Origin of the sequence: Streptomyces sp. NPDC050997, from assembly GCF_040660135.1 — a bacterium.
Lineage (GTDB): Bacteria > Actinomycetota > Actinomycetes > Streptomycetales > Streptomycetaceae > Streptomyces.
In genome coordinates this window covers 125,458-148,300 of sequence record NZ_JBFAGK010000005.1, presented here as the reverse complement: position 1 = coordinate 148,300, position 22,843 = coordinate 125,458, and the positions used below count along the sequence as shown (strand labels likewise).

Annotated in this window: 16 protein-coding genes, 3 tRNA genes and 1 pseudogene; 8 read left to right on the top strand and 12 right to left on the bottom strand. The window is 69.7% G+C overall.

The window, feature by feature from the left end; all coding sequences use genetic code 11:
• Positions 1-103: 103 nt before the first annotated feature.
• The 4 genes from AB0H86_RS13440 to AB0H86_RS13425 form a co-directional block, all read right to left on the bottom strand.
• Positions 104-2,032: an ABC transporter ATP-binding protein gene (locus AB0H86_RS13440; protein WP_362436717.1), complete on the bottom strand. Its 1,929-nt coding sequence runs from the start codon at positions 2,030-2,032 to the stop codon at positions 104-106.
• Positions 2,032-3,765: an ABC transporter ATP-binding protein gene (locus tag AB0H86_RS13435; RefSeq protein ID WP_362436715.1), complete on the bottom strand. Its 1,734-nt coding sequence runs from the start codon at positions 3,763-3,765 to the stop codon at positions 2,032-2,034. Before AB0H86_RS13435 ends, AB0H86_RS13440 begins: the two co-directional genes overlap by 1 nt.
• 158 nt (positions 3,766-3,923) lie before the next feature.
• Positions 3,924-5,378, bottom strand: a complete 1,455-nt coding sequence (locus tag AB0H86_RS13430) for an FGGY family carbohydrate kinase (RefSeq protein ID WP_362436713.1) — start codon at positions 5,376-5,378, stop codon at positions 3,924-3,926.
• 74 nt (positions 5,379-5,452) lie between these two features.
• Positions 5,453-5,758, bottom strand: a complete 306-nt coding sequence (locus AB0H86_RS13425) for a YtxH domain-containing protein (protein ID WP_362436711.1) — start codon at positions 5,756-5,758, stop codon at positions 5,453-5,455.
• Between the two features lie 159 nt (positions 5,759-5,917).
• Between AB0H86_RS13425 and AB0H86_RS13420 the strand changes: the two genes are divergently transcribed.
• The 4 genes and pseudogenes from AB0H86_RS13420 to AB0H86_RS13405 form a co-directional block, all read left to right on the top strand.
• Positions 5,918-5,990 (top strand) — tRNA-Asn (locus AB0H86_RS13420).
• 6 nt (positions 5,991-5,996) lie between these two features.
• A tRNA-Asn gene (locus AB0H86_RS13415) sits at positions 5,997-6,069 on the top strand.
• Between the two features lie 177 nt (positions 6,070-6,246).
• Positions 6,247-6,323 (top strand) — tRNA-Ile (locus AB0H86_RS13410).
• A gap of 323 nt (positions 6,324-6,646) precedes the next feature.
• Positions 6,647-6,799: pseudogene (locus tag AB0H86_RS13405) on the top strand (hypothetical protein); the annotation flags it as partial.
• A 498-nt stretch (positions 6,800-7,297) separates the two neighbouring features.
• On the opposite strand, the gene AB0H86_RS13400 reads toward AB0H86_RS13405, so the two are convergent.
• Positions 7,298-9,157, bottom strand: coding sequence for a serine/threonine-protein kinase (locus tag AB0H86_RS13400; protein WP_362436709.1), 1,860 nt, complete (start codon positions 9,155-9,157; stop codon positions 7,298-7,300).
• Positions 9,158-9,811: 654 nt separating this feature from the next.
• Here AB0H86_RS13400 and AB0H86_RS13395 point away from each other — a divergent pair.
• The 4 genes from AB0H86_RS13395 to AB0H86_RS13380 all read left to right on the top strand — a co-directional run bounded on the left by AB0H86_RS13395 (position 9,812) and on the right by AB0H86_RS13380 (position 14,986).
• Positions 9,812-10,480 (top strand): hypothetical protein, encoded by a 669-nt coding sequence (locus tag AB0H86_RS13395; RefSeq protein WP_362436707.1) that lies wholly within the window; start codon positions 9,812-9,814, stop codon positions 10,478-10,480.
• A 492-nt stretch (positions 10,481-10,972) separates the two neighbouring features.
• Positions 10,973-13,660, top strand: a complete 2,688-nt coding sequence (locus AB0H86_RS13390; RefSeq protein ID WP_362436705.1) for a LuxR C-terminal-related transcriptional regulator — start codon at positions 10,973-10,975, stop codon at positions 13,658-13,660.
• Between the two features lie 85 nt (positions 13,661-13,745).
• Positions 13,746-14,636 carry a calcium-binding protein gene (locus AB0H86_RS13385; protein WP_362436703.1) on the top strand — a complete coding sequence of 297 codons (891 nt, stop codon included), beginning with the start codon at positions 13,746-13,748 and terminating at the stop codon, positions 14,634-14,636.
• Positions 14,637-14,791: 155 nt separating this feature from the next.
• A complete protein-coding gene (locus tag AB0H86_RS13380; RefSeq protein WP_362436701.1) occupies positions 14,792-14,986 on the top strand; it encodes a hypothetical protein in 195 nt (64 codons plus the stop codon).
• Between the two features lie 245 nt (positions 14,987-15,231).
• Here the strand turns inward: AB0H86_RS13380 and AB0H86_RS13375 are convergent, their stop codons facing one another.
• The 7 genes from AB0H86_RS13375 to AB0H86_RS13345 all read right to left on the bottom strand — a co-directional run bounded on the left by AB0H86_RS13375 (position 15,232) and on the right by AB0H86_RS13345 (position 22,814).
• On the bottom strand, positions 15,232-16,401 hold the full coding sequence (locus AB0H86_RS13375) for an esterase-like activity of phytase family protein (RefSeq protein ID WP_362436699.1): 1,170 nt from the start codon (positions 16,399-16,401) through the stop codon (positions 15,232-15,234).
• Positions 16,398-17,354: an ABC transporter permease gene (locus AB0H86_RS13370; RefSeq protein ID WP_362436697.1), complete on the bottom strand. Its 957-nt coding sequence runs from the start codon at positions 17,352-17,354 to the stop codon at positions 16,398-16,400. The genes AB0H86_RS13375 and AB0H86_RS13370 overlap by 4 nt, the downstream gene beginning before the upstream one ends.
• Positions 17,354-18,487: an ABC transporter permease gene (locus tag AB0H86_RS13365; protein WP_362436695.1), complete on the bottom strand. Its 1,134-nt coding sequence runs from the start codon at positions 18,485-18,487 to the stop codon at positions 17,354-17,356. The genes AB0H86_RS13370 and AB0H86_RS13365 overlap by 1 nt, the downstream gene beginning before the upstream one ends.
• Positions 18,484-20,055: an ABC transporter ATP-binding protein gene (locus tag AB0H86_RS13360; RefSeq protein WP_362436694.1), complete on the bottom strand. Its 1,572-nt coding sequence runs from the start codon at positions 20,053-20,055 to the stop codon at positions 18,484-18,486. Before AB0H86_RS13360 ends, AB0H86_RS13365 begins: the two co-directional genes overlap by 4 nt.
• Positions 20,056-20,080: 25 nt before the next feature.
• Complete coding sequence (locus AB0H86_RS13355) at positions 20,081-21,181, bottom strand: BMP family ABC transporter substrate-binding protein (RefSeq protein ID WP_362436693.1); 1,101 nt, start codon at positions 21,179-21,181, stop codon at positions 20,081-20,083.
• A gap of 113 nt (positions 21,182-21,294) precedes the next feature.
• On the bottom strand, positions 21,295-22,053 hold the full coding sequence (locus AB0H86_RS13350; protein WP_362436692.1) for a DeoD-type purine-nucleoside phosphorylase: 759 nt from the start codon (positions 22,051-22,053) through the stop codon (positions 21,295-21,297).
• Complete coding sequence (locus AB0H86_RS13345; protein WP_362436690.1) at positions 22,053-22,814, bottom strand: glutamine amidotransferase; 762 nt, start codon at positions 22,812-22,814, stop codon at positions 22,053-22,055. Before AB0H86_RS13345 ends, AB0H86_RS13350 begins: the two co-directional genes overlap by 1 nt.
• Between the last annotated feature and the right edge of the window lie 29 nt (positions 22,815-22,843).

Below are 22,843 nucleotides of genomic sequence, written 5' to 3'. Positions count from 1 at the left end.
CGCCCCTACCCGCTGTTTCCAGCCCCTCCGGCGTTTGAGGAGCGGGGGTCTGGGGGCGGAGCCACCAGGTACGGGACGGGTAGGGGCGGCGGGGGCGAAAACGCTAATCCACCTCGGCCACCGCCTGGGCGAACTGCGCCTTGTACAACCGCGCGTACGCTCCGTCGGCCGCCAGCAGATCCGTGTGCGCGCCCTGCTCCACGATCGCCCCGTTCTCCATCACCAGGATCGTGTCCGCGTCCCGGATCGTCGACAGCCGGTGCGCGATCACGAACGACGTACGCCCGTGCGCGAGTTTCGCCATCGCCTTCTGGATCAGCACCTCGGTGCGGGTGTCGACGGAACTCGTCGCCTCGTCGAGGACCAGGATCACCGGGTCGGACAGGAACGCCCGCGCGATGGTGATGAGCTGCTTCTCACCGGCGCTGACCCCGGTGCCCTCGTCGTCGATCACGGTGTCGTAGCCGTCGGGCAGCGTCCGCACGAACCGGTCCGCGTGAGCCGCCCGCGCCGCCTCCTCGATCTCCCCGCGGGTGACCTCCCGCGAGGCGCCGTACGCGATGTTCTCGGCGATCGTGCCGCCGAACAGCCAGGTGTCCTGGAGCACCATGCCGATCCCGGCGCGCAGTTCGTCCCGGGACATCCTCGCGATGTCGACGCCGTCGAGGGTGATACGCCCGCCGGAGACGTCGTAGAACCGCATGAGCAGGTTGACCAGGGTGGTCTTGCCCGCTCCCGTCGGTCCCACGATCGCGACCGTGTGCCCGGGCTCGACCGTGAGCGACAGATCCTCGATGAGCGGCTTCTCGGGGGCGTACCGGAACGACACATGCTCCAGCGCCACCTGCCCGCGCAGTTCCTCCGGCCGTACGCCCGGCACCGGATCCGCCCCCTGCTCCTCCGCGTCCAGGAGCTCGAAGACCCGCTCGGCCGAGGCGACACCCGACTGCACCAGGTTCGCCATCGACGCGACCTGCGTCAGCGGCATCGAGAACTGCCGCGAGTACTGGATGAAGGCCTGCACGTCACCGATGGACAGCGTGCCGGAGGCGACCCGCAGCCCGCCGACGACCGCGACCAGCACATAGTTCAGGTTGGACACGAACATCATCAGCGGCTGCATGACTCCGCTGTTGAACTGCGCCTTGAACCCTGCCTCGTACAGCGCCTCGTTCTGTTCGGCGAACTGCGCGGCCGACTCGTCCGCCCGGCCGAACACCTTCACCAGGGTGTGCCCGGTGTACATCTCCTCGACGTGCGCGTTGAGCTTGCCGGTGGTGCGCCACTGCTGCACGAAGTGCGGCTGCGACCGCTTTCCCACCCGGGTGGCGACGACGAACGACAGCGGCACGGTGACCAGCGCGACCAGCGCCAGCAGCCACGACACCCAGAACATCATCACCAGCACGCCGATGATGGTGAGTACCGAGTTGATCAGCTGGCCCATCGACTGCTGGAGCGTCTGCCCGATGTTGTCGATGTCGTTGGTGGCCCGGCTGAGCACCTCACCGCGCTGCCGCTTGTCGAAGTACGACAGCGGCAGCCGCGACAGCTTCGTCTGCACGTCCTCGCGCATCCGGTACATGGTCCGGTTGACCGCCCGGTTCACCAGCCGGGTGGCCACCGCCATCAGCAGACCCGCGATGACGAACACCGCCAGCGCGAGCAGCAGCACCTCGCCGACGGCACCGAAGTCGATGCCCTTGCCGGGGGTGAAGTCGGTGCTGCGGAGCATGTCGGCGACGGAGCCCTCGCCCCGCTCCCGCATGGACGAAAGGACCTCCTCCTTGGTGGCCCCGGCCGGCATCTGCCGCCCGATGATGCCCGAGAAGACCAGGTCAGTCGCCTTGCCGAGGATCTTCGGCCCCACCACCGACAGGCCGACGCTCACCACCACGCAGAACAGCAGCCCGTAGATCGTCAGCCGCTCGGGCCTGAACTGGCCGATGAGCCGTTTGCCCGACCCCTTGAAGTCCATCGAACGCTGGTCGGGACCCGCCCCCGCCATCATCCGTCCTGCCGGCCCCGCCATCAGGCAGCCTCCGCTTCCGTCAGCTGGGAGAGCACGATCTCCCGGTAGGTCTCGTTGTCCGCCATCAGCTCGCGGTGCGTGCCGGTGCCGACGACCCGGCCCTCGTCGAGGACGACGATCCGGTCGGCTTCCCGGATGGTGGCCACGCGCTGGGCGACGATCACCACGGTCGCCTCGGCGGTCTCATGGGCGAGAGCCGCACGCAGGGCCGCGTCGGTGGCGTAGTCGAGCGCGGAGAAGGAGTCGTCGAAGAGGTAGATCTCCGGCCGCTGCACCAGGGTCCGGGCGATCGCGAGCCGCTGCCGCTGCCCGCCGGAGACATTGGTCCCGCCCTGCGCGATCGGCGCGTCGAGCCCGCCCTCCAACTGCTCGACGAAGCTCTTGGCCTGCGCCACCTCCAGCGCGTGCCACAGCTCCTCGTCGGTGGCGTCCGGATGGCCGTAGCGCAGGTTCGTGGCCACCGTGCCGGCGAACAGGTACGGCTTCTGCGGCACCATCCCGACCGTCCTCGCGAGCAGCCGCGGCTCGAGGGCCGCCACGCTCACGCCGTCGACGAGCACCTCCCCGTCGGTCGCGTCGAACAGCCTCGGCACCAGCCCCAGCAGCGTGGACTTCCCGCTGCCGGTCGAACCGATCACGGCGGTCGTCTCACCGGGCAGCGCCACCAGGTCGATCGACCTGAGCACCGGCTCCTCGGCACCCGGGTAGTGGAAGCCCGCGCCGCGGATCTCCAGATGGCCGTGCCGGCGCAGCTCGCGCACCGGAGCGATCGGCGGGACCACGCTGGAGGAGGTGTCCAGGACCTCCTCGATGCGCTCGGCGCACACCTCCGCGCGCGGCACCATCATGAACATGAAGGTGGCCATCATCACAGACATCACGATCTGCATCAGATAGGCGAGGAACGCGGTCAGATCGCCGATCTGCATGGCACCGCTGTCGATGCGGTGCGCGCCGAACCACACCACGGCGATCGACGACAGGTTCACCACCGTCATCACGATGGGGAACATCAGCGCCAGCAGCTTGCCGGTGCCCATCGACATGTCGGTCAGGTCGGTGTTGGCCTTCCGGAAGCGCTGCTGCTCGTACTCGTCCCGCACGAACGCGCGGATGACCCGGTTGCCGGAGATCTGCTCGCGCAGCACCCGGTTCACCGTGTCCAGACGCACCTGCATGGACCGGAACAGCGGGCGCAGCCTGCGGATGATCAGCGTCACACTGATGCCCATCACGGGTACGACCGCGACCAGCACCCCGGACAGCGGCACGTCCAGACCGAGCGCCAGCACGATGCCGCCCACGCACATGATGGGCGCCGACACCATCAGGGTGAACGTCATCAGGGCCAGCATCTGGACCTGCTGGACGTCATTGGTCGTACGGGTGATCAGCGAGGGCGCGCCGAACTGGCCGACCTCGCGAGCCGAGTAGGACTGCACACGGTCGAAGACCGCGGCTCGAACGTCCCGGCCCAGCGCCGAGGCGGTCCGGGCGCCGTAGTACACGGCACCGATGTTGCACACGACCTGCACCAGCGAGATGCCGATCATCAGGGCGCCGAAGGACAGGATGTAGCCGGTGTCGCCCTTCACGACGCCCTCGTCGATGATGTCCGCGTTCAGCGTGGGCAGGTAGAGGGTGGCGCAGGTCTGCAGGAACTGCAGCAGCACCAGCAGAGCGATGGGTTTTCTGTAGGGCCTCAGATGGGTCCGCAGAAGTCGTATGAGCACGCTGTGTCTCTCGGAGTCGGCGGTGGGGCGGCGGTTGGAACGGTTGCCCCTGGCCCCTATCGTCGAACACTCCACCCGTGTTACCTCAACCGAATTAAGCCGACGCGGTGGCTGATACGGCCTTACGGGTACGTCTCCTACCGGTTTCTTACCCTCCGCTACGCCCGGAAGACCCCCGGATGCGTCTGCTCCCGCACCGACACGAACTGCTGCCGCACGGCCTGCCCCACCGCCAGCTCCTCACCGGGGTCCAGCACCTGCGCGGCCGCGCCCTGCCAGGCCGGCGGGTTGCGCGGATCGAGCGTGCCCTGCGACACCCCGAGCGCCCAGGCGGCCTGCCGGGCGGCACCGATCGCCGCGTAGTCCGCGGGCTGCGGTACCACGACCTGCGTCCCGAACAGGGCGGGCGCCGCGGCCTGGACGGCGGGCAGCTCGGCGGCCTGACCGAGCAGGAAGATCCGCCGCACCTCCACACCCCGGCCGCGCAGCACGTCGAGCGCGTCCGCGAGCCCGCACAGCATGCCCTCGAACGCGGCCCGCGCCAGATGCTCCGGCTTCATCGACTCGCGCCTGAGGCCCGACAGCGTCCCGGCGGCATGCGGCAGGCTGGGCGTCCGCTCACCCTCCAGATAGGGCAGGAGTACGAGCCCGTGGGCCCCCGGAGTCGACTTCATCGCCAGCTCCGACAGGCTCTCCAGGTCGGACAGTCCGAGCATCTCGGCGGCCCCGCGCAGGGTCCGTACGGCGTTCAGGGTGGTGACGACGGGCAGGTGCATGCCGGTCGCGTCGGCCAGGGAGGTGATCATCCCGGTGTTGTCGACGAGCGCCTCGGGATGGATGGCCATCACGGATCCGGAGGCTCCGAGCGACACCACGGCGTCCCCGAACCCCAGGCCCAGCCCGAAGGCTGCGGCCATGGTCTCCCCGGTCCCGGCGGAGATCAGCAGCCCCTCCGGCGTCGTACCGGCCGCGTCGGAGGGACCGATCACCTCGGGCAGCATCGCCTGGTGACCGAGCGCCAGCTCGATCAGATCGGGCCGGTAGCCGCCGGTGGCCGCCGACCAGTACCCGGTCCCGGAGGCGCCGCCCCGGTCGGTGGTCCTTCGCACCGGCCGGCCGAGCAGCTGCCACACCAGCCAGTCGTGCGCCTGCAGGAGGACGGCGGAGCGCCGGGCGTTGTCCGGCTCGGTCTTGCTCAGCCAGCGCAGCTTGGTCACCGGCTGCGCGGCCTGCGGAACGGAGCCCACCGCCTGCGCCCACGCCTCGCGTCCGCCGAGCGCGTCGATGAGATCGGCGGCCGCGACCTGCGCCCGCCTGTCCCCGCCGACCATGGCCGGCCGCACCGTGTTGCCCTGGGAGTCCAGCGGCACCACCGCGTTCTGCTGCGCGGACACACCGATGGCCTGCACGCCCTCCAGGAGTCCGCCGCCGGCGGCCTCACCGAGGGACAGCAGCCAGGCCTGCGGATCGACGTCGGCAGGCCGGCCGCCGCCCTCGGCGTTATCCACCGGATGCGGCGCATACCCCTGCCTGAGCACGGCACCGGTGTCCGTGTCACAGACGACGATACGAGTGAATTCGGGCGAACTGTCCAACCCGGCGACTATCCCCATGGCCAAAATTCTGCCGCACTGTGAGGGGTGTCGTTGCCGGGCCGGAAGGGTGGACCTGTTCCCCGGTGTGTTCTTCAGGTGTTGCTGGTACCCCAGTCGTCCTCGCCGGAGCCGTTCGCGTTGCGCTCGCGCAGGGACCGCACCCGCTGTGCCACCGAGTCCGGGACCCGGTCGCCCACCTTGTCGCTCACCGCCTGATACGCCTTGCCCGCGAACTGCCGGCCCTGCTGTGCGGCGGACTCGGCGGTGTTGCGGACGGCGGGGTTCTGCGAGACCTGGCGTGCGGACTTCTTCAGCTGCTCGTAGCGCTCGCGTCCGGCCTTCGTGCCCAGCACGTAACCCAGAGCGAGCCCGACGACGAACGTGAGCCGGTAGCGCATGGCGGTCACCCTTCCCTTGCGTAGGTCCTAGGCCTGGTGTCGGTGCCGGAGGGGAACCGATTGGCGGAGCACCCCCCTGCTTGCGCTAATGTATGTGTCGCAGAGAGCGCCCGCCCCCTGGCGAATACCCAGGGAGGTACGTTCGATGCAACGAGGCAATCCTCCGTAGCTCAATTGGCAGAGCAGCCGGCTGTTAACCGGCAGGTTACTGGTTCGAGTCCAGTCGGGGGAGCTTCGGTCTTCCGTAGCTCAATTGGCAGAGCAGCCGGCTGTTAACCGGCAGGTTACTGGTTCGAGTCCAGTCGGGAGAGCACATGAACGAGGGCCCCCGTTGGGGCCCTTTTTCACGTCCGGCGGAACCACGCACGACGCCGCGCGGTCCTCAAGGACGTGAACGCCAGGCGAAGTCGACCATCCGAAGCAGGAGATCGTATGAGCGGCTATGCTGCGGCAGACGGCGCGCACACGTGTACGCGACACGCCGTTATGGGGCGGTAGCTCAGCCGGTTAGAGCAGCGGACTCATAATCCGTCGGCCGTGGGTTCGAGTCCCACCCGCCCCACCACTCGCTACGCGAGGAGAATCGATCTGACCAGCAACTTCGCTGGAGGGTCGGGTGACTTGGGGGATCCTGGCGGCCCTACCTGATCATGTTTTCATGATCATGGGGACAAATTGGGGACGCAGGTCAAGCAGCGGGACACAATCCCTCGTCCGGACCATCCTCATCGCCCTCTGGCTCCGTTCCCAAGGGCTTCTCTGGGCGCTCCTGGCCCGACCGAGGCACGATCGAGATCGTCGTCTCCGCCTCGGCCGTCATCAGCTGAGGCAGGACGCTCGTATACGTGTCCGAGGTGATTTGGCGTGAGCCGCTCCTGCGCCACTTTGATGTCGTTCTTCGCGAGCAGTGACAGCGTGGCGGAGATGTGGCGCAGCTCATGGAGGCGGACAGGTGGGAGTCCGGACAGCTCCACCAGGCGCTTGAATCGCCGGGGCGAGGTCTTCGGCGACGATACCGTCGCCGCCGCGATGATCGACCGCCTCGTCCACCACGCCGAGGTCATCTCAGTGAAGGGCGACAGCTACCGCTTGCGCGGTCGCGACCTCGGACGGGTTCCCGCCGTCCCACGGTGCCGTCGGTCTCCGCCAGGAACTGTGCTCTTCGCGCCCGCGGAGGTGAACCGAAGGGCCACCAGGGCCGAGGGCGAGCGCGATGAACCGACCGAGCGTGCGGCAGTGGAGCAGCACCCGGACGTCCCCAGGACCGAGCCGTCCCAGGCGGAGGGCGAGCGGGTGGACGACTTCCGGACCACATGACCGCCGACACAGAAGAAGCGGGCCTCGACGTGCTCATACAGTGCCCGCTTCGCCTGGTCCTCGGTGATCCCCTTGACCCGGACATTGACCCGGACGCCCTTCGTCATGTGGCACCCACCCTCGATACCCCGTGTATCAGCCACTCCGGCGGCTTCGGGCGCTGTTCTGCGGCCCTCCGTCGCACTGCGCCGCCGACCCGGGCACCCAGTCACGTACGTGGGCCTACTCGGTGATCTTCCAGAGGGTCAGCCTGCCCTGGACGGTGGGCACCTCGAAGCTCCACCGAGACGCGGTGAGCCCGGTGATCTCGTACATGGCGAGGTTGCCGTCATTGGTGACCGTGCAGAGGCGGGCGCCCTTGCTGATCAACGCCTTCTCGCCGAAGGAGTCGGGGGCCACGGTGGAGGGCAGGACATCCGCCTTCGCTCCCTTCTGGCACTCCTCGGCCGTGGTGCCCGCGCTCTTGCCCATCGTGGTATCGAACGTCCACTCGGTGTCCTCAACGGTCATGTCCCGCAGAGCGTCGTCCATTTCGCCCTCGGTGTCGGCCTTCGGCTCGTCGAAGTCGACGGCGGTGTAGCCGAGCGTGGTGGGCGTGCGGAGCGTAAACTCCCTGCCCTCGAATTGCAGCTCGTACGACGCACCCGCCGGCGCCGACGGGGGCTTGGTCGGCGTCGGCGCCTCCTCTCCGTTGCCTGGTGTCCCGTCCGCGTCGGTCCCGGACGCGCTGGACGTCGAGCTCGCCGTGCTGCCGTCGCCGTCCGCCTGGTCGCTGCCTTGGCCGTTGTCGTCCTTGCCGAGCACCCACACGGCCCCCGCCGCGCCCGCGCCCACCGCGAGGACCAGGGCGGCAGCGATGAGGGCCATCTTCAGGCCCCGGCGCCTCACGGGGGCGGGCGAGGCCGAGGTGGGGTCGGCCGGGGTGAGGTGGTAGGTGCCGGTGCCGGTGCCGGGCGGCGGGTAGCCGTAGCCCGGCGTGGGTACCGGACCCGCTGGGCCGAAGCCCTCGGCAGGCGTCGCGGTGGGAACCTCCGGGCCGGTCGCCCCGTTCACCCCGGTTGACCCGCGGTCGGTGGCCGGGGACGGCGGCGGTGTCGTGGAAGTGGTCTCAGGGGGCGCTGTCAGAGCGGCCGTCGGGAGCGGAGGAACTGTCGGCGGGGGCGGGGTCTGCGCGGCCTGCTCGCGGCGGACGATCTCGGCGGCGAGCGGGGCCGGGAGCCAGCCGCCGAAGTCGCTGAGCAGGCAGCCGGCCAGCTCCTGACAGTGCGCAGCCAGCTCCTCCGTGCCTATGCGCTCGTCCGGGTCCGCCGTCAGGCAGCGTTCCAGCAGGGGGCGCAGTTTGTCGTCGTACCCGCCGAGCTGAGGCGGGCGATGGGCCGTGTTCGCGATCTGGGCGGCGATCGTGATGGCGCCGCCGTCGCCGTACGGATGGCGCCCCGCGGCTGCGACAGCCGCTATCAGGCCGAGCGAGAAGACGTCGGTTGCCGGGCCGACCTGCTCGCCCAGTGCGTGCTCCGGCGACATGTACTGCGGGGTGCCGATCACACCGCCGGACCAGGTGAGCTGGGTGGCGTCAGCGGCGCGTGCGATGCCGAAGTCGATGACGTACGGGCCCTGGGAGCCCAACAGAATATTGCTGGGCTTGAGGTCGCGGTGGACGACACCTGCCGCATGGATCGCGGACAGGGCGCGGGCCGTGCAGCCGACCAGCTGGAAGACCGCGGGCAGCGGCAGCGGACCGAACGCCGCGAGCGCGTTGTGCAGCGGGATACCCGCAACGAACGCCGAGGCCAGCCAGGGAAGTTCGCCGGTCGTGTCGTGATCGACCACCGGTACGATGTGGTAGCCCTGCACCCGGCGGGCCGCCCGGACCTCGTGCTCGAAACGGCGGCGGAACTCCTGGTCCTGGCCGTACTCGCGGCGGATCACCTTGAGCGCGACCGGCTGGCCGCCGCGGGTGTGCGAGAGGTAGACGGTGCCCATACCGCCTTCACCGATCCGCGCCTGCAGTCGGTAACCAGCGGTTTCTCGCGGGTCCTGCGGTCCCAGTGGGCTCAGTAAGTCGCCTGCGCCGGTAGTCATGAGAGTCTCCCCGATGCGTTGCCGAACTCCCCTGCCGATACAGGGCACTTAAGGGGGTCCTGAGCCTATACGGCGCTTACGACACTGGGACCGGGTCCGGCGGTTCCGTACGGCTGCTTGTGCGAAGGGAACGGCACTCGCGCCGTCCGGGGCTCCTCCTCAGCCGACCAGAGACCCGATCGTCCTGCTCGCCCCGGGCGGGCGGGGTGCCCAGAGTCCGCCAGAACAGGCCGCCGGCCGCCAACGAAACCTCCACGCTCCTGGGTCCGTGACCGGCGCCTCGCCTTTGGGCCCGGCTGCCCGGCGGGCTGAACGAAGTCGTCATTCACGTCGACGCCACCGATCCCCGGATCGAACACCGTGGCCTCGCGACTTGGCGGCGCCAGGACCGAGGACACACTCACACGGCCGCACTCACCGCTGGTCCGGGAACGTCACCCGCACGGACAGTTCCAGTGGCACGCCGACCTACACCGGTGCTTGCTGGTCCTAGTCGCCTTCCGGGCGTGCGCGCGACGTCGCAGTGGCTCATCAGACCTGTGACGCGCGGGCGGGACCGGCGCCCTCCGACGCTTATCCACCGCCATCGGGCGGGGGGAACAGACTTTCCCCGGACCGGGGCACATCGCAGGGAAAGGAGGCGAAAGGCCGCCCATGGAGAGGAAGCTTCAGGCGCTGCGCACCCCACGGGCCGCGGGACTGGTGGGGATCGTCTTCGCCCTGCTGCTCGCCGCGGCCATCATCCTGGTCCGCGTAGCGATACCGGACGAGTCAAGCGACCTGAGTAACAGCTGGGTCGCTGACCCCTCGCGTCTACATACGGTACAGACGGCGCTGAACCTCATTCCCTTCGCAGGCATCTTCTTCCTGTGGTTCATGGGCGCCGTGCGCGCACGTATCGGAGCGGCGGAGGACCAGTTCTTCGCCACGGTCTTCCTGGGCAGTGGTCTGCTGTTCGTGGCGACCCTTTTCGGCGCCGCGGCGGCGGCCGGGGGCCTGTTGGTCATGGCCGGTGCGTCCGGAGCCGACTCCCAGCTGCATGTGTGGTCCTTCGGCCGTCACATCACCTTCAGCCTGCTGACGACCTACGCGATGCGCATGGCCGCCGTCTTCACCTTCTCGGCCTCCAACATCGGACATCGACTGGGAGTCCTTCCGCGCTGGCTTTCCCTCCTGGGCTATCTCGTCGCTCTGACGCTGCTCCTCGTGACGGGCAGCATCGCCTGGTCCGAGCTGGTCTTCCCCGCGTGGGCTCTTGTCCTCAGCATCTACATTCTTGTGGCCAGTCTCCGCCCACGGCCCACCCCCGTCGTCACTTCCTGATCGGCCCTTTCCCCAGGCATGCGACTGGCCACTCCGGTGGCCGCCGGTTCGCCGAAATCAACAGCGGGTCCTGACGACCCGCCGCCCCGCTGCCCATCGAACCAGACAGGTCCCTTCCTGTGATGCCACCCGATTACCCGCTACGGATGCGGGGCTGATCCGCCCCGCATCCGTAGCGGGTAATCGGGTGGGCCTGCGACAACGGCGACAGAGGCTCCGCCCCGAGCGCGGGGGGTGGGGCCTCTGCGCGTTGGAAGGGGAATCCGCTGCGGGCGGGTTCGAGACTCGTTTCGCCTCTTGACGTCAGGGATGGTGCTCCACCCCGGTGCCCGGGGTGGAGCACCATCGCGTTGGTAAGGGAATCCGCTGTGCGGAGGTTCTATCCCCTTCGTCGAACTTGGCGGAGGCGGACTACTGCGGTTGTAGGCACCCCCCTATTACCGTCTTCGTAGCCCTGCGACAGGGACACGAAGACGGCAGTGGGGAGTCGGAGTGCGGGATTCGCTGGGTCGTTGGCCGTTGGTGGGACGCGGGGCGGAGCTGACGTCTTTCGCCGCCGCGATGTCTGACCGGGAGTGCCGGGGGTTCGTCGTGGGCGGGGCCGCCGGTGTGGGCAAGTCCCGGCTGGCCGAGGAGTGCCTGGAGCGGGCCGCTGCGGAAGACTTCCGGGTGGGGCGGGCCACCGCGAGCGCCTCGGCCGGTGCGGTTCCGCTCGGAGCCATCGCGCACCTGCTGCCCGCAGGGGTGGATCTGTCCGACCCGGTGGCCGGGTTCGCCGCGGTCACCGAAGAGTTGGCCAACAGGTCGGGGCAGCGGCGGTGGGCACTGCTGGTCGATGACATGCACCATCTGGATTCAGCCTCGGCGATGCTTCTGCGGCAGCTGATGGACACCGGAGTGCTCCTGCTGATCGGCACCGTCCGTACCGGTGAGCCGTACGGAGACTCTGTCGCGGCGCTGCGGGGCGGGGACGCGGTGTACCGGGCCGACCTGACCGTACTGAGCCCGGAGCAGACCGAGGAACTGCTGCAGGCCGCGCTCGGGGGACCGGTTGCCCTGCGTACCCTGCACGAGTTGTCGGCCGCCAGTGGCGGCAACGTGCTGTACCTGCGGGAACTGGTCCTCGGGGCCCTGCATACCGGGGAACTGGCCGAGGACGGGGAGATCTGGCACTTACGCGAGGGCCGGCTGCCCAACACCGTACGGCTGACCGAAGTGATCGGGGCCCGGGTGGCCACCGCGGACTCCGCCGGGCGCCCCGTTCTGGAGTTGCTGGCGCTGTGCGAACCTCTGTCCCTGGCCGATACGGAAGCCCTGGCCCCGGCAGCGGTGCTGGCAGCCCTGGAACAGACCGGGCTGATCCGCGTCACCCAGGACCGGCGGCGCACCACCGTGTCCCTGGCTCACCCGCTGTACGGTGAGGTGTTGCGCGCCGGCCTGCCGGTCCTGCGCCGCCGGACCCTGTTACTGGACCAGGCGGCACGCGTCGAGGCCCGTGGCGCCCGCCGCCGCGGCGACCTGCTGCGCATCGCCACCTGGCGGTTGGCCGCCACCGGCACCGCCGACCCCGAACTACTTGTCCAGGCCGCTGTGCTGGCCCGCCACGCCCATGACTATCCCCAGACCATCGCGCTCCTTCAGGCCCTGCCCGAAAAGCACCACACCGTCGTCACCGGCTTGAGGCTTGGCGAGGCCTTTTTGGAGACGGGCCGTTGGAACCAGGCCGAGGCAGCGCTCGCCCAGGCCGACACCCTTGCTGTCACTGAACAGGACAAGCTCGCGGTCGCTCTGGTCCGGACGACGAACCTGCTGTGGAGTAACGCTCCGATCACCGAGGCACTCGGGGTCAACGCCGCTGCCCTGGATCAGATCACCGATCCGGCCGTTCGCCGCGACCTCACGATCAACGAGGGCTTCCTACGGATCGCCGCCGGCCGGCCCGCCCAGGGACTGGCCCTGCTGGAGGATCTCGAAACCGAGGTCAGCGACGCCTCCGACGTCAACGCCTGGGTACGAGGTGCCTGGATGAAGCCCGCCGGGCTGGCACTGGTGGGCCGCACCGACGAGGCAGCGACCTGGGCGGAACGCGCTCACGCCGCCCACCGGCAGGTCGAAGAACACGCCCTGGCCTCCCATCCCGCCTTCCACCGCATCCCGCTCGTCCTCGCTCTCACCGAAGCCGGTCGCCCGGCCGAGGCCCGCCGGGAGGGTAAGCGTGCCTACACCGAACTCACTGCCGCCGGTTCCGGTGTGCGGACCTGGATGGCGGTTCTTCTGGGCCGCACGGAGTGGCTTGCCGGCCACCCCGCGACCGCCCGCCGCTGGTGGGCCGAGGCCGCCGCCCTGGCCCGCCCCATCAACCACGCCATGGCCCTGCGCCTGGTGCTCGGCGGCCTCGCGGCCTGCGCGGCCGTGCTGGGGGACCTGGAAGCGGCCGAAACCATGCTCGAAGAGCACCGCACCCTGCCACTGCGGGCACCGGGCCTGCTGTCCGCCGGGGAGGAACGCCTGGGCGAGGCCTGGCTGCTGGCCGCCCGCGGCCATGTGGCCCGGGCACGTTCCGTACTCACCGCCGCCGCCCGCACAGCCCACGCGACCGGCCATCTCACTGGCGAATCGTTGCTGCTGACCGATGTCGCCCGTCTCGGCGGAGCCAAGGTCGCCGCGCGCCGGCTGACCGAAATCGCCCAGACATGCGACGGGGCGCTTGCCACCGCCCGCGCCCGTCTGGCAGTGGCACTGGCCGCCGACGAACCCGACCAGCTCCTTCAGGCGGCCGACACGTGCGAGGCCATCGGCGCGGACCTGCTCGCCGCCGAAGCGGCCACCGCGGCCGCGCACGCCTGGCGCCGCACCGGCCACCCCCGCCGCGGCTCAGCGGCCGCCCACCGGGCCGCCACAGCTCTGGCCCGCTGCGAAGGGGCAGGCACACCCCTGTTGGCCACTGTCGAGGCCGCTGTCGCGCTCACCACCCGCGAACGCGAGATCGCCCTGCTCGCCGCAGCCGGCAACACCAGCAAAGACATCGCCCACACCCTGACCCTGTCGGTACGCACCGTCGACAACCACCTCCACCACGCCTACACCAAACTCGGCGTCACCACCCGCCGCGAACTGGCCCGGACCCTGGGGACACCACCACGCGGCGCACAGCCGGATCACCCTCACCGCCCGTCGTAGACATGAGTACCGACTACTCAAGCGATGCCACGGCGACGCAGGCACTCTCAGTCAGGAACCAGGCAGGAGAGGCGAGGAGGAGCCGATGGGCAGAAAAACGTGGGTACGTGTCATGGTGGTCGCCGCGATGGCGGGTTCCGCGGTAACCCTGACCGGGCCGCCGGCGAATGCGGCCACCGGCGTGGCAAGGATCGACGGCAACGTGATCGTGAACGCGGCGGCGGGCCGCGCGAACAGGTTCACGATCATCCTGTTGGGGAGCAACGTCACCATCCGGGACCAAGGTGACACCCTGACAGCCGGCGCCGGCTGTGTGTCCAACAGCGACGGCACGGTGAGCTGCAGCATCACCATCCCCACCAGCACGGTCATAGTCAATGCCGGGGACGGCGACGACACCATCAACAAGGTCGGCGCTGTCCCAGGGGATCTGAGGGGCGGGCCGGGCAACGACGTCATCAACGGCGGCCCCGGGCCGCTCACCAACATCCTCAACGGCGGGCCGGGCAACGACACCCTTTTCGGCGGCGACAACGTCGACCGGGTCATCGGCGGCCCCGGAGCCGACACGATGGGCGGCGGGGGCGGTACCACGGACATCGTCAGCTACGAGGACAGCGGTTCGGGCGTGACCGTCGACCTCGACGCCCTCGGCGCCGACGACGGCGCCGCAGGAGAAGGCGACACCGTCCTCAACGACTTCGAGGGCATCACCGGCAGCCAGTTCGACGACACCCTCTTCGGAAACGAGTCGACAGACATCCTGGTCGGCCTCGGGGGCACCGACAGCATCCTCGGCGGCATCGGCGACGACATCATCGTCGGGGGCGCCGGAAGCGACTTCCTCTTCGGCGAGGGCGGCGCGGACAGCCTCCAAGCCGTGGACGGTGTCGCCGACACCCTCAACGGGGGCGCCAACACCGATTTCTGCGAAGGCGACCCGATCGACGTCAAGTCCCTCTGCGAGACGGGGTAAGCCGTATTTCCAGCCGTACACGATGAGGGCAGGGCCTGCTGGATGTCCTCGTCGGAGCGATCACTCCAGGCCCCCGGCACGAAAGTCTTCGTCACCCGCCAAAGCCCGTACGGCGCCCGACCACCGGACCTCGTTGCCGTTCAAGGAGTCCCGTGATGACGCCACCCATCGAACCGTCGGCCGACGACGGGCCGGCCTCGTCGACGCAGTCGACACCGCTGACGTTCGCGGAGATGCTCGCGCATGTCGCCCACCGCCGGGCCGAGTTCACCGAACTGCGCTCCGAGGTCGGCCGCTCGGTACGCCTCGGCCTCATCGCGGACCCGCCTACGCAGGCGGGGAGTGTCTGACCGTTGCCGCGGACCTGGTGCGGGCCTGCGGAGAGTTCGGCCAAGGTGATGGCGGTGACGGCCATCTCGGCGGGCAGTTCCTCTGGGTTGATCCACTTGCGAAGGATCATGATGTTGGTGTCGAGGAGTCCCTCGGGAAAACGCGCGTCGGGTTCGACCGGATCATCCGGAAAGCGCGAGCCCGGACCGATCAGGAAGGCCGGGCCCCATGACCGACGTCTCTACGCGAACAGGGGACTGACACTTCAGATTCCGTGGGCCGCGAAGGCGATGAACTGGGTCACCTGGCGTGCGGCGAAGTTGTCGTCGGAGACCAGGTCGACGGTGCGGCGGCCGTCGGGGAGTCGGGGGCCGAGGGTGATGCCCTCGACGTTGTCGACTCGGGGCAGCCCGGGTACGTCGGACAGGTCGGTCACGAGCGTCTTGCGGACCGGCCGGACCGGCCGCGCGGACGTGTCGGTGAGGGAATCGCGGCCGAGGACGTCGGTGGCACCGTGGAGGTCGGCCAGGTAGATGCGGGCCTTCCAGTTGTTGTCGGTGTAGATCGAGGCGCGCTCCAGGAGCAGGAAGCGGTCGTGGCCGAGGGCCACGATGTCGCTGACGCCGTTGGTGTCGGTGCTGCCCGCGGGGGGCGTGGCGAACAGTGGTTCCAGGGGGTAGGCGTACTGGGCCAGCGGCTGTCCGGTGCGTGCGTCCTGGACGGTGATGCGGGTGAGCGCGCCGTGCTCGGGGGTGGGGTCGTCGCCATCCTGGTAGAGGGGGTCCTCCATGGCTGTGACGATCCGCCGTCCGTCCGGGGTGAAGGTGACTCCTTCGAGGGTCTGGTTCTTGCGGGGACCGAACTCCTGGGAATCCATGTGCAGTTGCGGGGGCAGCGGGAGCTGTCCGGTGTAGGCGCCGGTCCTGGTGGCGCGGCGGATCCAGGGGTCGCCGAGGAGGGCCGGGCCGTCGGACGGGACGATGCGTTCGCCCTCGCTCGTCCAGGCCAGGCTGCCGTCGCGCGGGTCGACGGCGATGCCCTCCGGGTCGGGTGCCACGGTTGAGGTGGCGGTCGAGGTGGGCGGGAAGGTGGTGCCGTCCGGGCGGAGCCAGGGGTGGGTGCCGGTGAGTTCGACGCCCTTGAGGGTGCCGTCGGCGAAGTCGACGTGAGCGGTGTAGAGGCGGGCGGGGCCGGTCTGCGACCGGTCGTCGCTGATCACGTAGTACGTGCCGGTCCTCGCGTCGTAGCTGATGGCGGACAGCCCGCCGACGGTGGTGCCCTGGAAGGTCATCGCGTTCGGTAGTTCCCGCTCGCCGAGGAAGTCCAGCCGTATGCCGCTGCCTTGGGCGGCGGCCGGGGTGCCGACGAGGGCGGGGAGCGCGGCGAGAACGACGGCGGAAGCGATGATGCGGGCGCGGACGGCGCGGATGCTCATGGGGTCTCCAAGGTGGGCAGGCCGGGCGGTGATGCGGGAGCGGTACGTGACGCGCGACGGCGGCGCCAGGCGAAGAACCCCAGCGCCAGCAGGGTGAAGACGTACGGGATCGCGGAGACCAGCTGGGACGGGACGGCGAGATTGCCGAGCTGGACGGCGAGGGCCTCGGCGGTGCCGAAGCCGAGGGCGGCCAGGAACACGCCCCAGGGGCGCAGCGCGCCCAGGAAGACGGCGGCCAAGGCGATGTAACCACGGCCGGCGGTCATACCGGTGACGAAGAAGGACACGGCGCCCATGCTCAGGAACACTCCGGCAGCCCCGGCCAGCGCGCCGCTCAGCGCGAGGGCGCGGAACTGGACCCGGTGGACGTGGATGCCGACCGAGCGTGCCGCCTCGGGGTGCTCCCCGACCGCGCGCAGGTGGAAGCCGAACCGGGCCCGGTACAGCAGCCAGGCGACCGCCGGGGCGGCGGCGAGCGCGGCCCAGGTCAGCACGTTCTGCCCGCTGAGCACCGCGCCGAGGCCGGGAACGTCCTCGACCAGCGGCAGACGGACGGAGGGCAGCGCGCCGCTGTGCAGTCGGCTGGTCCCGCCCTTGTCGCCGAGCAGCGCGTACACGGTGTACGCGGTCACGCCCGCCGCAAGGAGGTTCAGGCCGATGCCCGCGATGATGGCGTCCGCGCCGAGGTACAGGTGCAGCACGCCGAGCAGCAGGGCGAGCAGCGCGCCGGCGGCGATCCCGCAGACGGCGCCGGCCCACACCGAGCCGCTGTACCCGGCGATCAGCGTGCCCGTGCAGGCGGCGGACAGCATCGAGCCCTCCAGGGCGATGTTGGGCACCCCGGCCCGCTCGGCCAGCAGCCCGCCGAGGGCGGCGAGGACGTACGGCGTCGACACCCCGAGGATCGCGGCGAGGAATCCGGTGCTGAGCACGACGTCGAGGACGGGGCCCATCAGCGTGCCTCCCTTCGGGCGAGGTACCGCTTGACGAGTTCGGGCAGCGCCCGGGCGGTCACGAGCAGCACGATGACCGCCTGGATGATGGTCACGGCCTCGGAGCCGACGTTCGTCTGCTGCTCCATCACGTCGCCGCCGACGCGTAGGTACGAGTAGAGGAGCGCGGCGGCGACCACGCCGGCCGGGTTGTTGCGGCCCAGCAGGGCGACGACGATGCCCTCGAAGGCCAGCCCGCCGGCCATGTCGGGTTGGAGTCCGCCGTAGATCCCGAGCGCGAGGTGGGCTCCGGCCAGGCCGGCCAGCGCGCCGCCGACGACGAAGCTCCACTCGATGGTGCGCGGCACGTCGAGGCCGCCGTAGCGGGCGAAGTCCGGGTTGGAACCGGTGATGCGGATGCGGTAGCCGAGCGGTGTCCTGGCGAGCAGGAACCAGACGGCGGCGGCCACCGCCAGCATCCCGAAGAGGCCGACGTTCGCCTGGTCCAGAGGGACGCCGAAGAAGTCCGAGAGGAAGGGCAGCACCGAGTCGGGCCGCACGGGGGCGGACTGTACGGCGCTGCTGTCGGGCGCCTTGAGATGGTCGGTGAGGAGATAGTCGAAGACCCGCACGACCACGGCGTTCAGCATCAGCGTGGTCACGATCTCGTTGGCGCCGAGGCGGGCCTTCATCACCCCCGGCACCGCGCCCAGCGCGCCCCCGGCGAGGGCGGCGACCACGAGCGGTACCAGGACGGCGGCGACGGGCGGCAGATGGAAGTTGATCGCCACGAGCGCGCTCGCCAGGGCGCCGGCGTACACCTGGCCCTCGGCGCCGAGGCTGATCTGCCGGGCCCGGAAGGGGATCGCGACGGACAGGCCGAGCAGCGCCAGGGTGGTGGCGTCGGCGAGCCAGCGGCCGATCCGAGGTGTGCGCTCCAGCGGGCCGGTGAGCAGGGCGTCAAGTGCGCCGGTGACGTCCTTGCCGGTGGCCAGGACCACCAGGAAGGCGATGAGGACGGCGACGGCGACGGTCAGCACCGTCATCGTCAGCTCGACGACTGCCGTGCGGCGTCGGGTGGCGAGGAAATCCCGGCGCCCCCGCGTCTTGGACGGCTCTCGTTGTTCCACGGTCGGTTTGAGGATGGAGGTCATCGGACACCTGCCGTGATCCGCTCGTCCGGGTGCCGCTGCACACCGAGCATGTACAGGCCGGTGGCCTCCTCGGTGAGTCCGGCCGGGTCGTCGAAGCGGGCGACGAGCCGGCCGTCCTTGATCACCAGCAACCGGTCGGAGAGCGCGAGCAGTTCACCGAGGTCGGCGGAGACCAGCAGCACCGCCGCGCCCGCGTCACGGGCTTCGATGAGCCGCTCGTACATGAAGTGCATGGCGCCGATGTCTACGCCCCGGGTCAGTTGCGCGGCAAGCAACAGGTCAGGCTGGGCGGACAGTTCGCGGGCGACGACGACCTTCTGCAGGTTGCCGCCGGACAGTGCCCCGGCCGCCGTGTCGGGGTGCGGGGCGCGGATCGCGTAGCGGCCGATCAGGTCCTCCGCGAGCTCGAGTACGCGGCGGGTGCGCATGATGCCTCGGCGTGCGACCGGGGGTCGGTCGTGGCGGTCGACGATCAGGTTGTCGGCGATGGACCGGTCCAGGGCCGCCCCGTTGGACAGCCGGTCCTCGGGCACGTGGGCGACACCGGCCTTGCGGTGGCCCGCAGCGTCGAGGTGGGTGACGTCGGCGTCGTCGACGGTGACCGATCCGGCGGTGGGGCGGCGCAGTCCGGCGAGGAGTTCGACGAGTTCGGTCTGGCCGTTGCCCTCGACGCCCGCGAGGCCGACGATCTCACCGGCCGCGATGTCGAAGGACACGCCGTGCACCGCAGGGCCCGAGAGTCCGCGCACGCGCAGCACCCTCGTCCCGGGTCGCGCCGGGGGCTTCGGCACGTCGAGGGACATCTCCCGGCCGACCATCATGGACGCCAGCTGCGCGGACGTCGCCTCCTCGGTGCGTACGGTGCCGATCACCGACCCGGCGCGCATGACGGTGACGCGGTCGCTGATCTCCCGTACCTCCTTGAGCTTGTGGGAGATGAACAGCACGGTCATGCCCGAGTCGCGGAGCCTGCGGACCGCCGTGAAGAGGTCGGTGGTCTCCTGGGGGGTGAGCACGGCGGTGGGCTCGTCGAGGATCAGGACGCGGGCGCCGCGGTGCAGGGCCTTGAGGATCTCGGCGCGCTGGCGCATCCCCACGGACACCGCGTCGACCCTCGCCTCCGGGTCGACGGCGAGCCCCGCCTCCTCGGCGAGTGCGACGGTACGTTCAGCGGCGGCCGCACGGTCGACGCGGCCCGCCCGGCCGGGCTCGACGCCGAGGACGACGTTCTCGGCGATGGTGAACGACGGGACCAGCATGAAGTTCTGGTGGACCATGCCCACGCCGAGGGCGATGGCGTCCTGAGGCCCCGAGAACCTGACCCGTCGCCCGTGCACGCCGATGTGCCCGATTGACGGCTGTTCGAGTCCGTACAGCAGCTTCATCAGGGTGGACTTGCCGGCGCCGTTCTGTCCGACGATCGCCCTGATCTCGCCGCCGGGGACCGACAGGTCGACGTCGCTGACGGCGCGGGTGCCGTTGGGGTAGGTCTTGCCCAGGCCCACGGTCTCCAGGGCGACAGGGGCCTTGTCGAGGGTTCCGTCCACGGTGTCGTCGGTTTTCTCCATGGGTTCCACCAGTGTTCCTCGGAGGTCAGAAGGCCGAAGGGACCTTGACGGCATCGGACTTGACCTTCGCGGCCTGCGCTTCGAGTTCGGCGCGTACGGCGGCGGGAACGAGCTTGTCGAAGTTGGCGTTGTCCACGTAGCCCACGCCGTCCTCGGCCAGGCCGACGGCGGCGGGCTTGCCATAGGCGAGCGTGCCGGCCTTGTTCGCCCTCGCCGCCAGGTAGAGGGCGTTGCCGGCGTTCTTGAGGATGGAGGTGACGACGGTCTGCCGCTGGGCCGCGTCGGTGAGCGTCTTGTACTGGTCGGAGTCGACCCCGAAGGCGTACCGCTTGGTGGCGACGGCCGACTCGAACACCCCGAGGCCGGAGGATCCGGCGACGGGCCACACCAGTTCGGCCCCCTGCCCGTACATCGCCGAGGCGATCTGCTTGCCCTTGGCCGGGTCGCCGAACGGATTGTCGCCGCCGACGTACTGCACGAGGACATCGGAGGACGGATTTCCGCCCGCTGCCTCGAAGCCCGCCTTGAAGCCGACGACGAAGTCCTCGATGACCGGTATCTTCACTCCGCCGATGACCCCCACCTTCCCGTTTCCGGCGCCGCCGGGAAGGGCCTTGGAGGCGACGAGTTTGTCGGCGAGGAATCCCGCGAGATAGGCGGCCTCGTTCTGTTTGAAGGTGACGGAGTAGACATTCGCGCACTTGTTGGAACAGCCGCTCCTTCCCGTGTAGTCGACGGATCCGTCGAAGAGCCAGAACTTCTTGTCCGGGTACTCCGGGGCCAGTTTGGAGACGAAGCCGACGGTGTCGACAGTGCCCGCGGCGAGCACGTCGTAGTCGTCGCCGGCAGCCGCGTCCTCGAAGCCCGAGGACCACTTGGTACGGTCGCTGCCCAGCTCGACGACCTTCAGGCTGTAACCGAGGTCTTTCTCCGACTTCTGCAGGCCCGCGTACGCGGAGTCGAAGAAGGAACGGTCGCCGAGGTTTCCGTTGACGACGAACTTGATTCTCAGTTTTCCGGATTTTCCGGACTGAGCGGAGTCGGTGTCTGTCGAGGCGCCGCATCCGGCGAGGGTGAGGGAGAGGGAGAGCGCCGCGACGGCCCCCAGAATTCTGATCTTGTCCATCGTTCCGATCTCTTTCTCGAGTTCTTGAGTTCTTGGGTCCTCAAGCGGGGGCCGTTCCTTGTCATTGGCCGAAAGCTATGCAATGCAAAACGATTTGGCTATGGGTTCTTGTGTTAGGAGATTGTTTCCCTGAACAGTGCGGTGGCCGCGATGGTGACGGCACGGTCGAAGTCGGTCTCACGCTCGGCCGGAGTGAGCGCCTCCACGCGGCGCACGTGATCGCTGACCGTCAGTACGGCAAGCGCGCGACCGCCCTCGGCGGCGGCCGTCGCGTACAGACCCGCGGCCTCCATCTCCACGGCCAGGGTGCCGTGCGCCTCCAGCCGCTCGAACAGCGCCGCACGCTCCAGGTAGAAGTGGTCACTGGTGAACACGGGCCCGATGTGCACGCGCGGTCCGGATCCGTCCCCGATCCCGCCTCCGTCCCCGATCCCGCCTCCGCCCCCGGCGGCCTGTGCAGCGGCCGCGGCCAGGCCGAAGGAGGCGGCGTGGCTCAGATGCACTCCGTCGATACGACGGCTGCCCATTGCCGAGTCGGTGTGGGCGGCGGTGGCCACGACGACGTCCCGCAGACCCACCGAGGCGGGTATGCCGCCGGCGGTGCCCACCCGCACGATGCTGCGCACGCCGTAGAAGCGGAAGAGCTCGGTGGCGTAGATCGTGACGGACGGCATCCCCATGCCGGAGGCCAGGACGGACAGGGGCACGCCTTGGTATGTTCCGGTGTATCCCTCGATGCCGCGCACGTCGGTGACCAGCCGGGCGTCTTGGAGAATCGTTTCGGCTATACGGCGTGCTCGGCGGGGGTCGCCAGGCATCAGCACGTCCGGCGCGAAGTCGTCGGGGGCGGCCGAGATGTGGGCGGTGACCATCAGACGTCCTCCTCCACCGGGGTCCGTGCCAGCCAGCGGACCAGCCGGTCCCACAGGTCGGGGTAGCCCTTCCAGTCCAGGAAGGTGGGTGGGGCCCAGTGCGGCGCCAGGTCGGACGTAAAGGCCGCCGACCTTCCCGCGCCGTAGCCGCCCACCGCCAGCAGCGGATGGCCCGCGCACTCGACGAGCAGGTCCGCCCCGTCCTTTACCGTCACCTCGTTGAGGCCGAGCAGATCCGGCCAGGTCTCGTCCAGCCCCTCGACCAGCTGGTGCCGGGCGACGACCCGCGGTGTGGCCCCGGCGGGCAGCTCCACCCGGTCGTCCCGGTCGTGCAGACCGACCGGCAGCGCCGCAGCCAGCGGGGTGCGTCCCCAACGAGCCTTGGCGTCGATGCCGGTGAAGGTGAGATAGCCGCCCACCATCAGCAGGCCTCCGCCGCGCTCCACGTAGGCCCGCAGCAGTTCCGTACGGTCCGGCGAGGGCACAGAGTGGGCGAAGGTCTGAGGCGGGAGCTGGAAACTGTTGGCTCCGACGTCGCTGATCACGACGACGTCGTAGGCCGCCAGGCCCTCGGCCGTGGCGGGCACCCCGGTCGCAATCTCGTGCGCCGGGACGTACGTCACCGTGTGGCCGCGGTCGCGCAGCGCGTCGAGGAAGACCTGGGCACCCTCGACATACTCGGAGGTGAAGAAGGAGTCGAACCCCTTCTGGTGGACGGAGTGGGTGAACCAGGATTCACCCACGACGAGGACATGGGGCATCGCGGCACGACCTTTCCTGTGATGTGTGC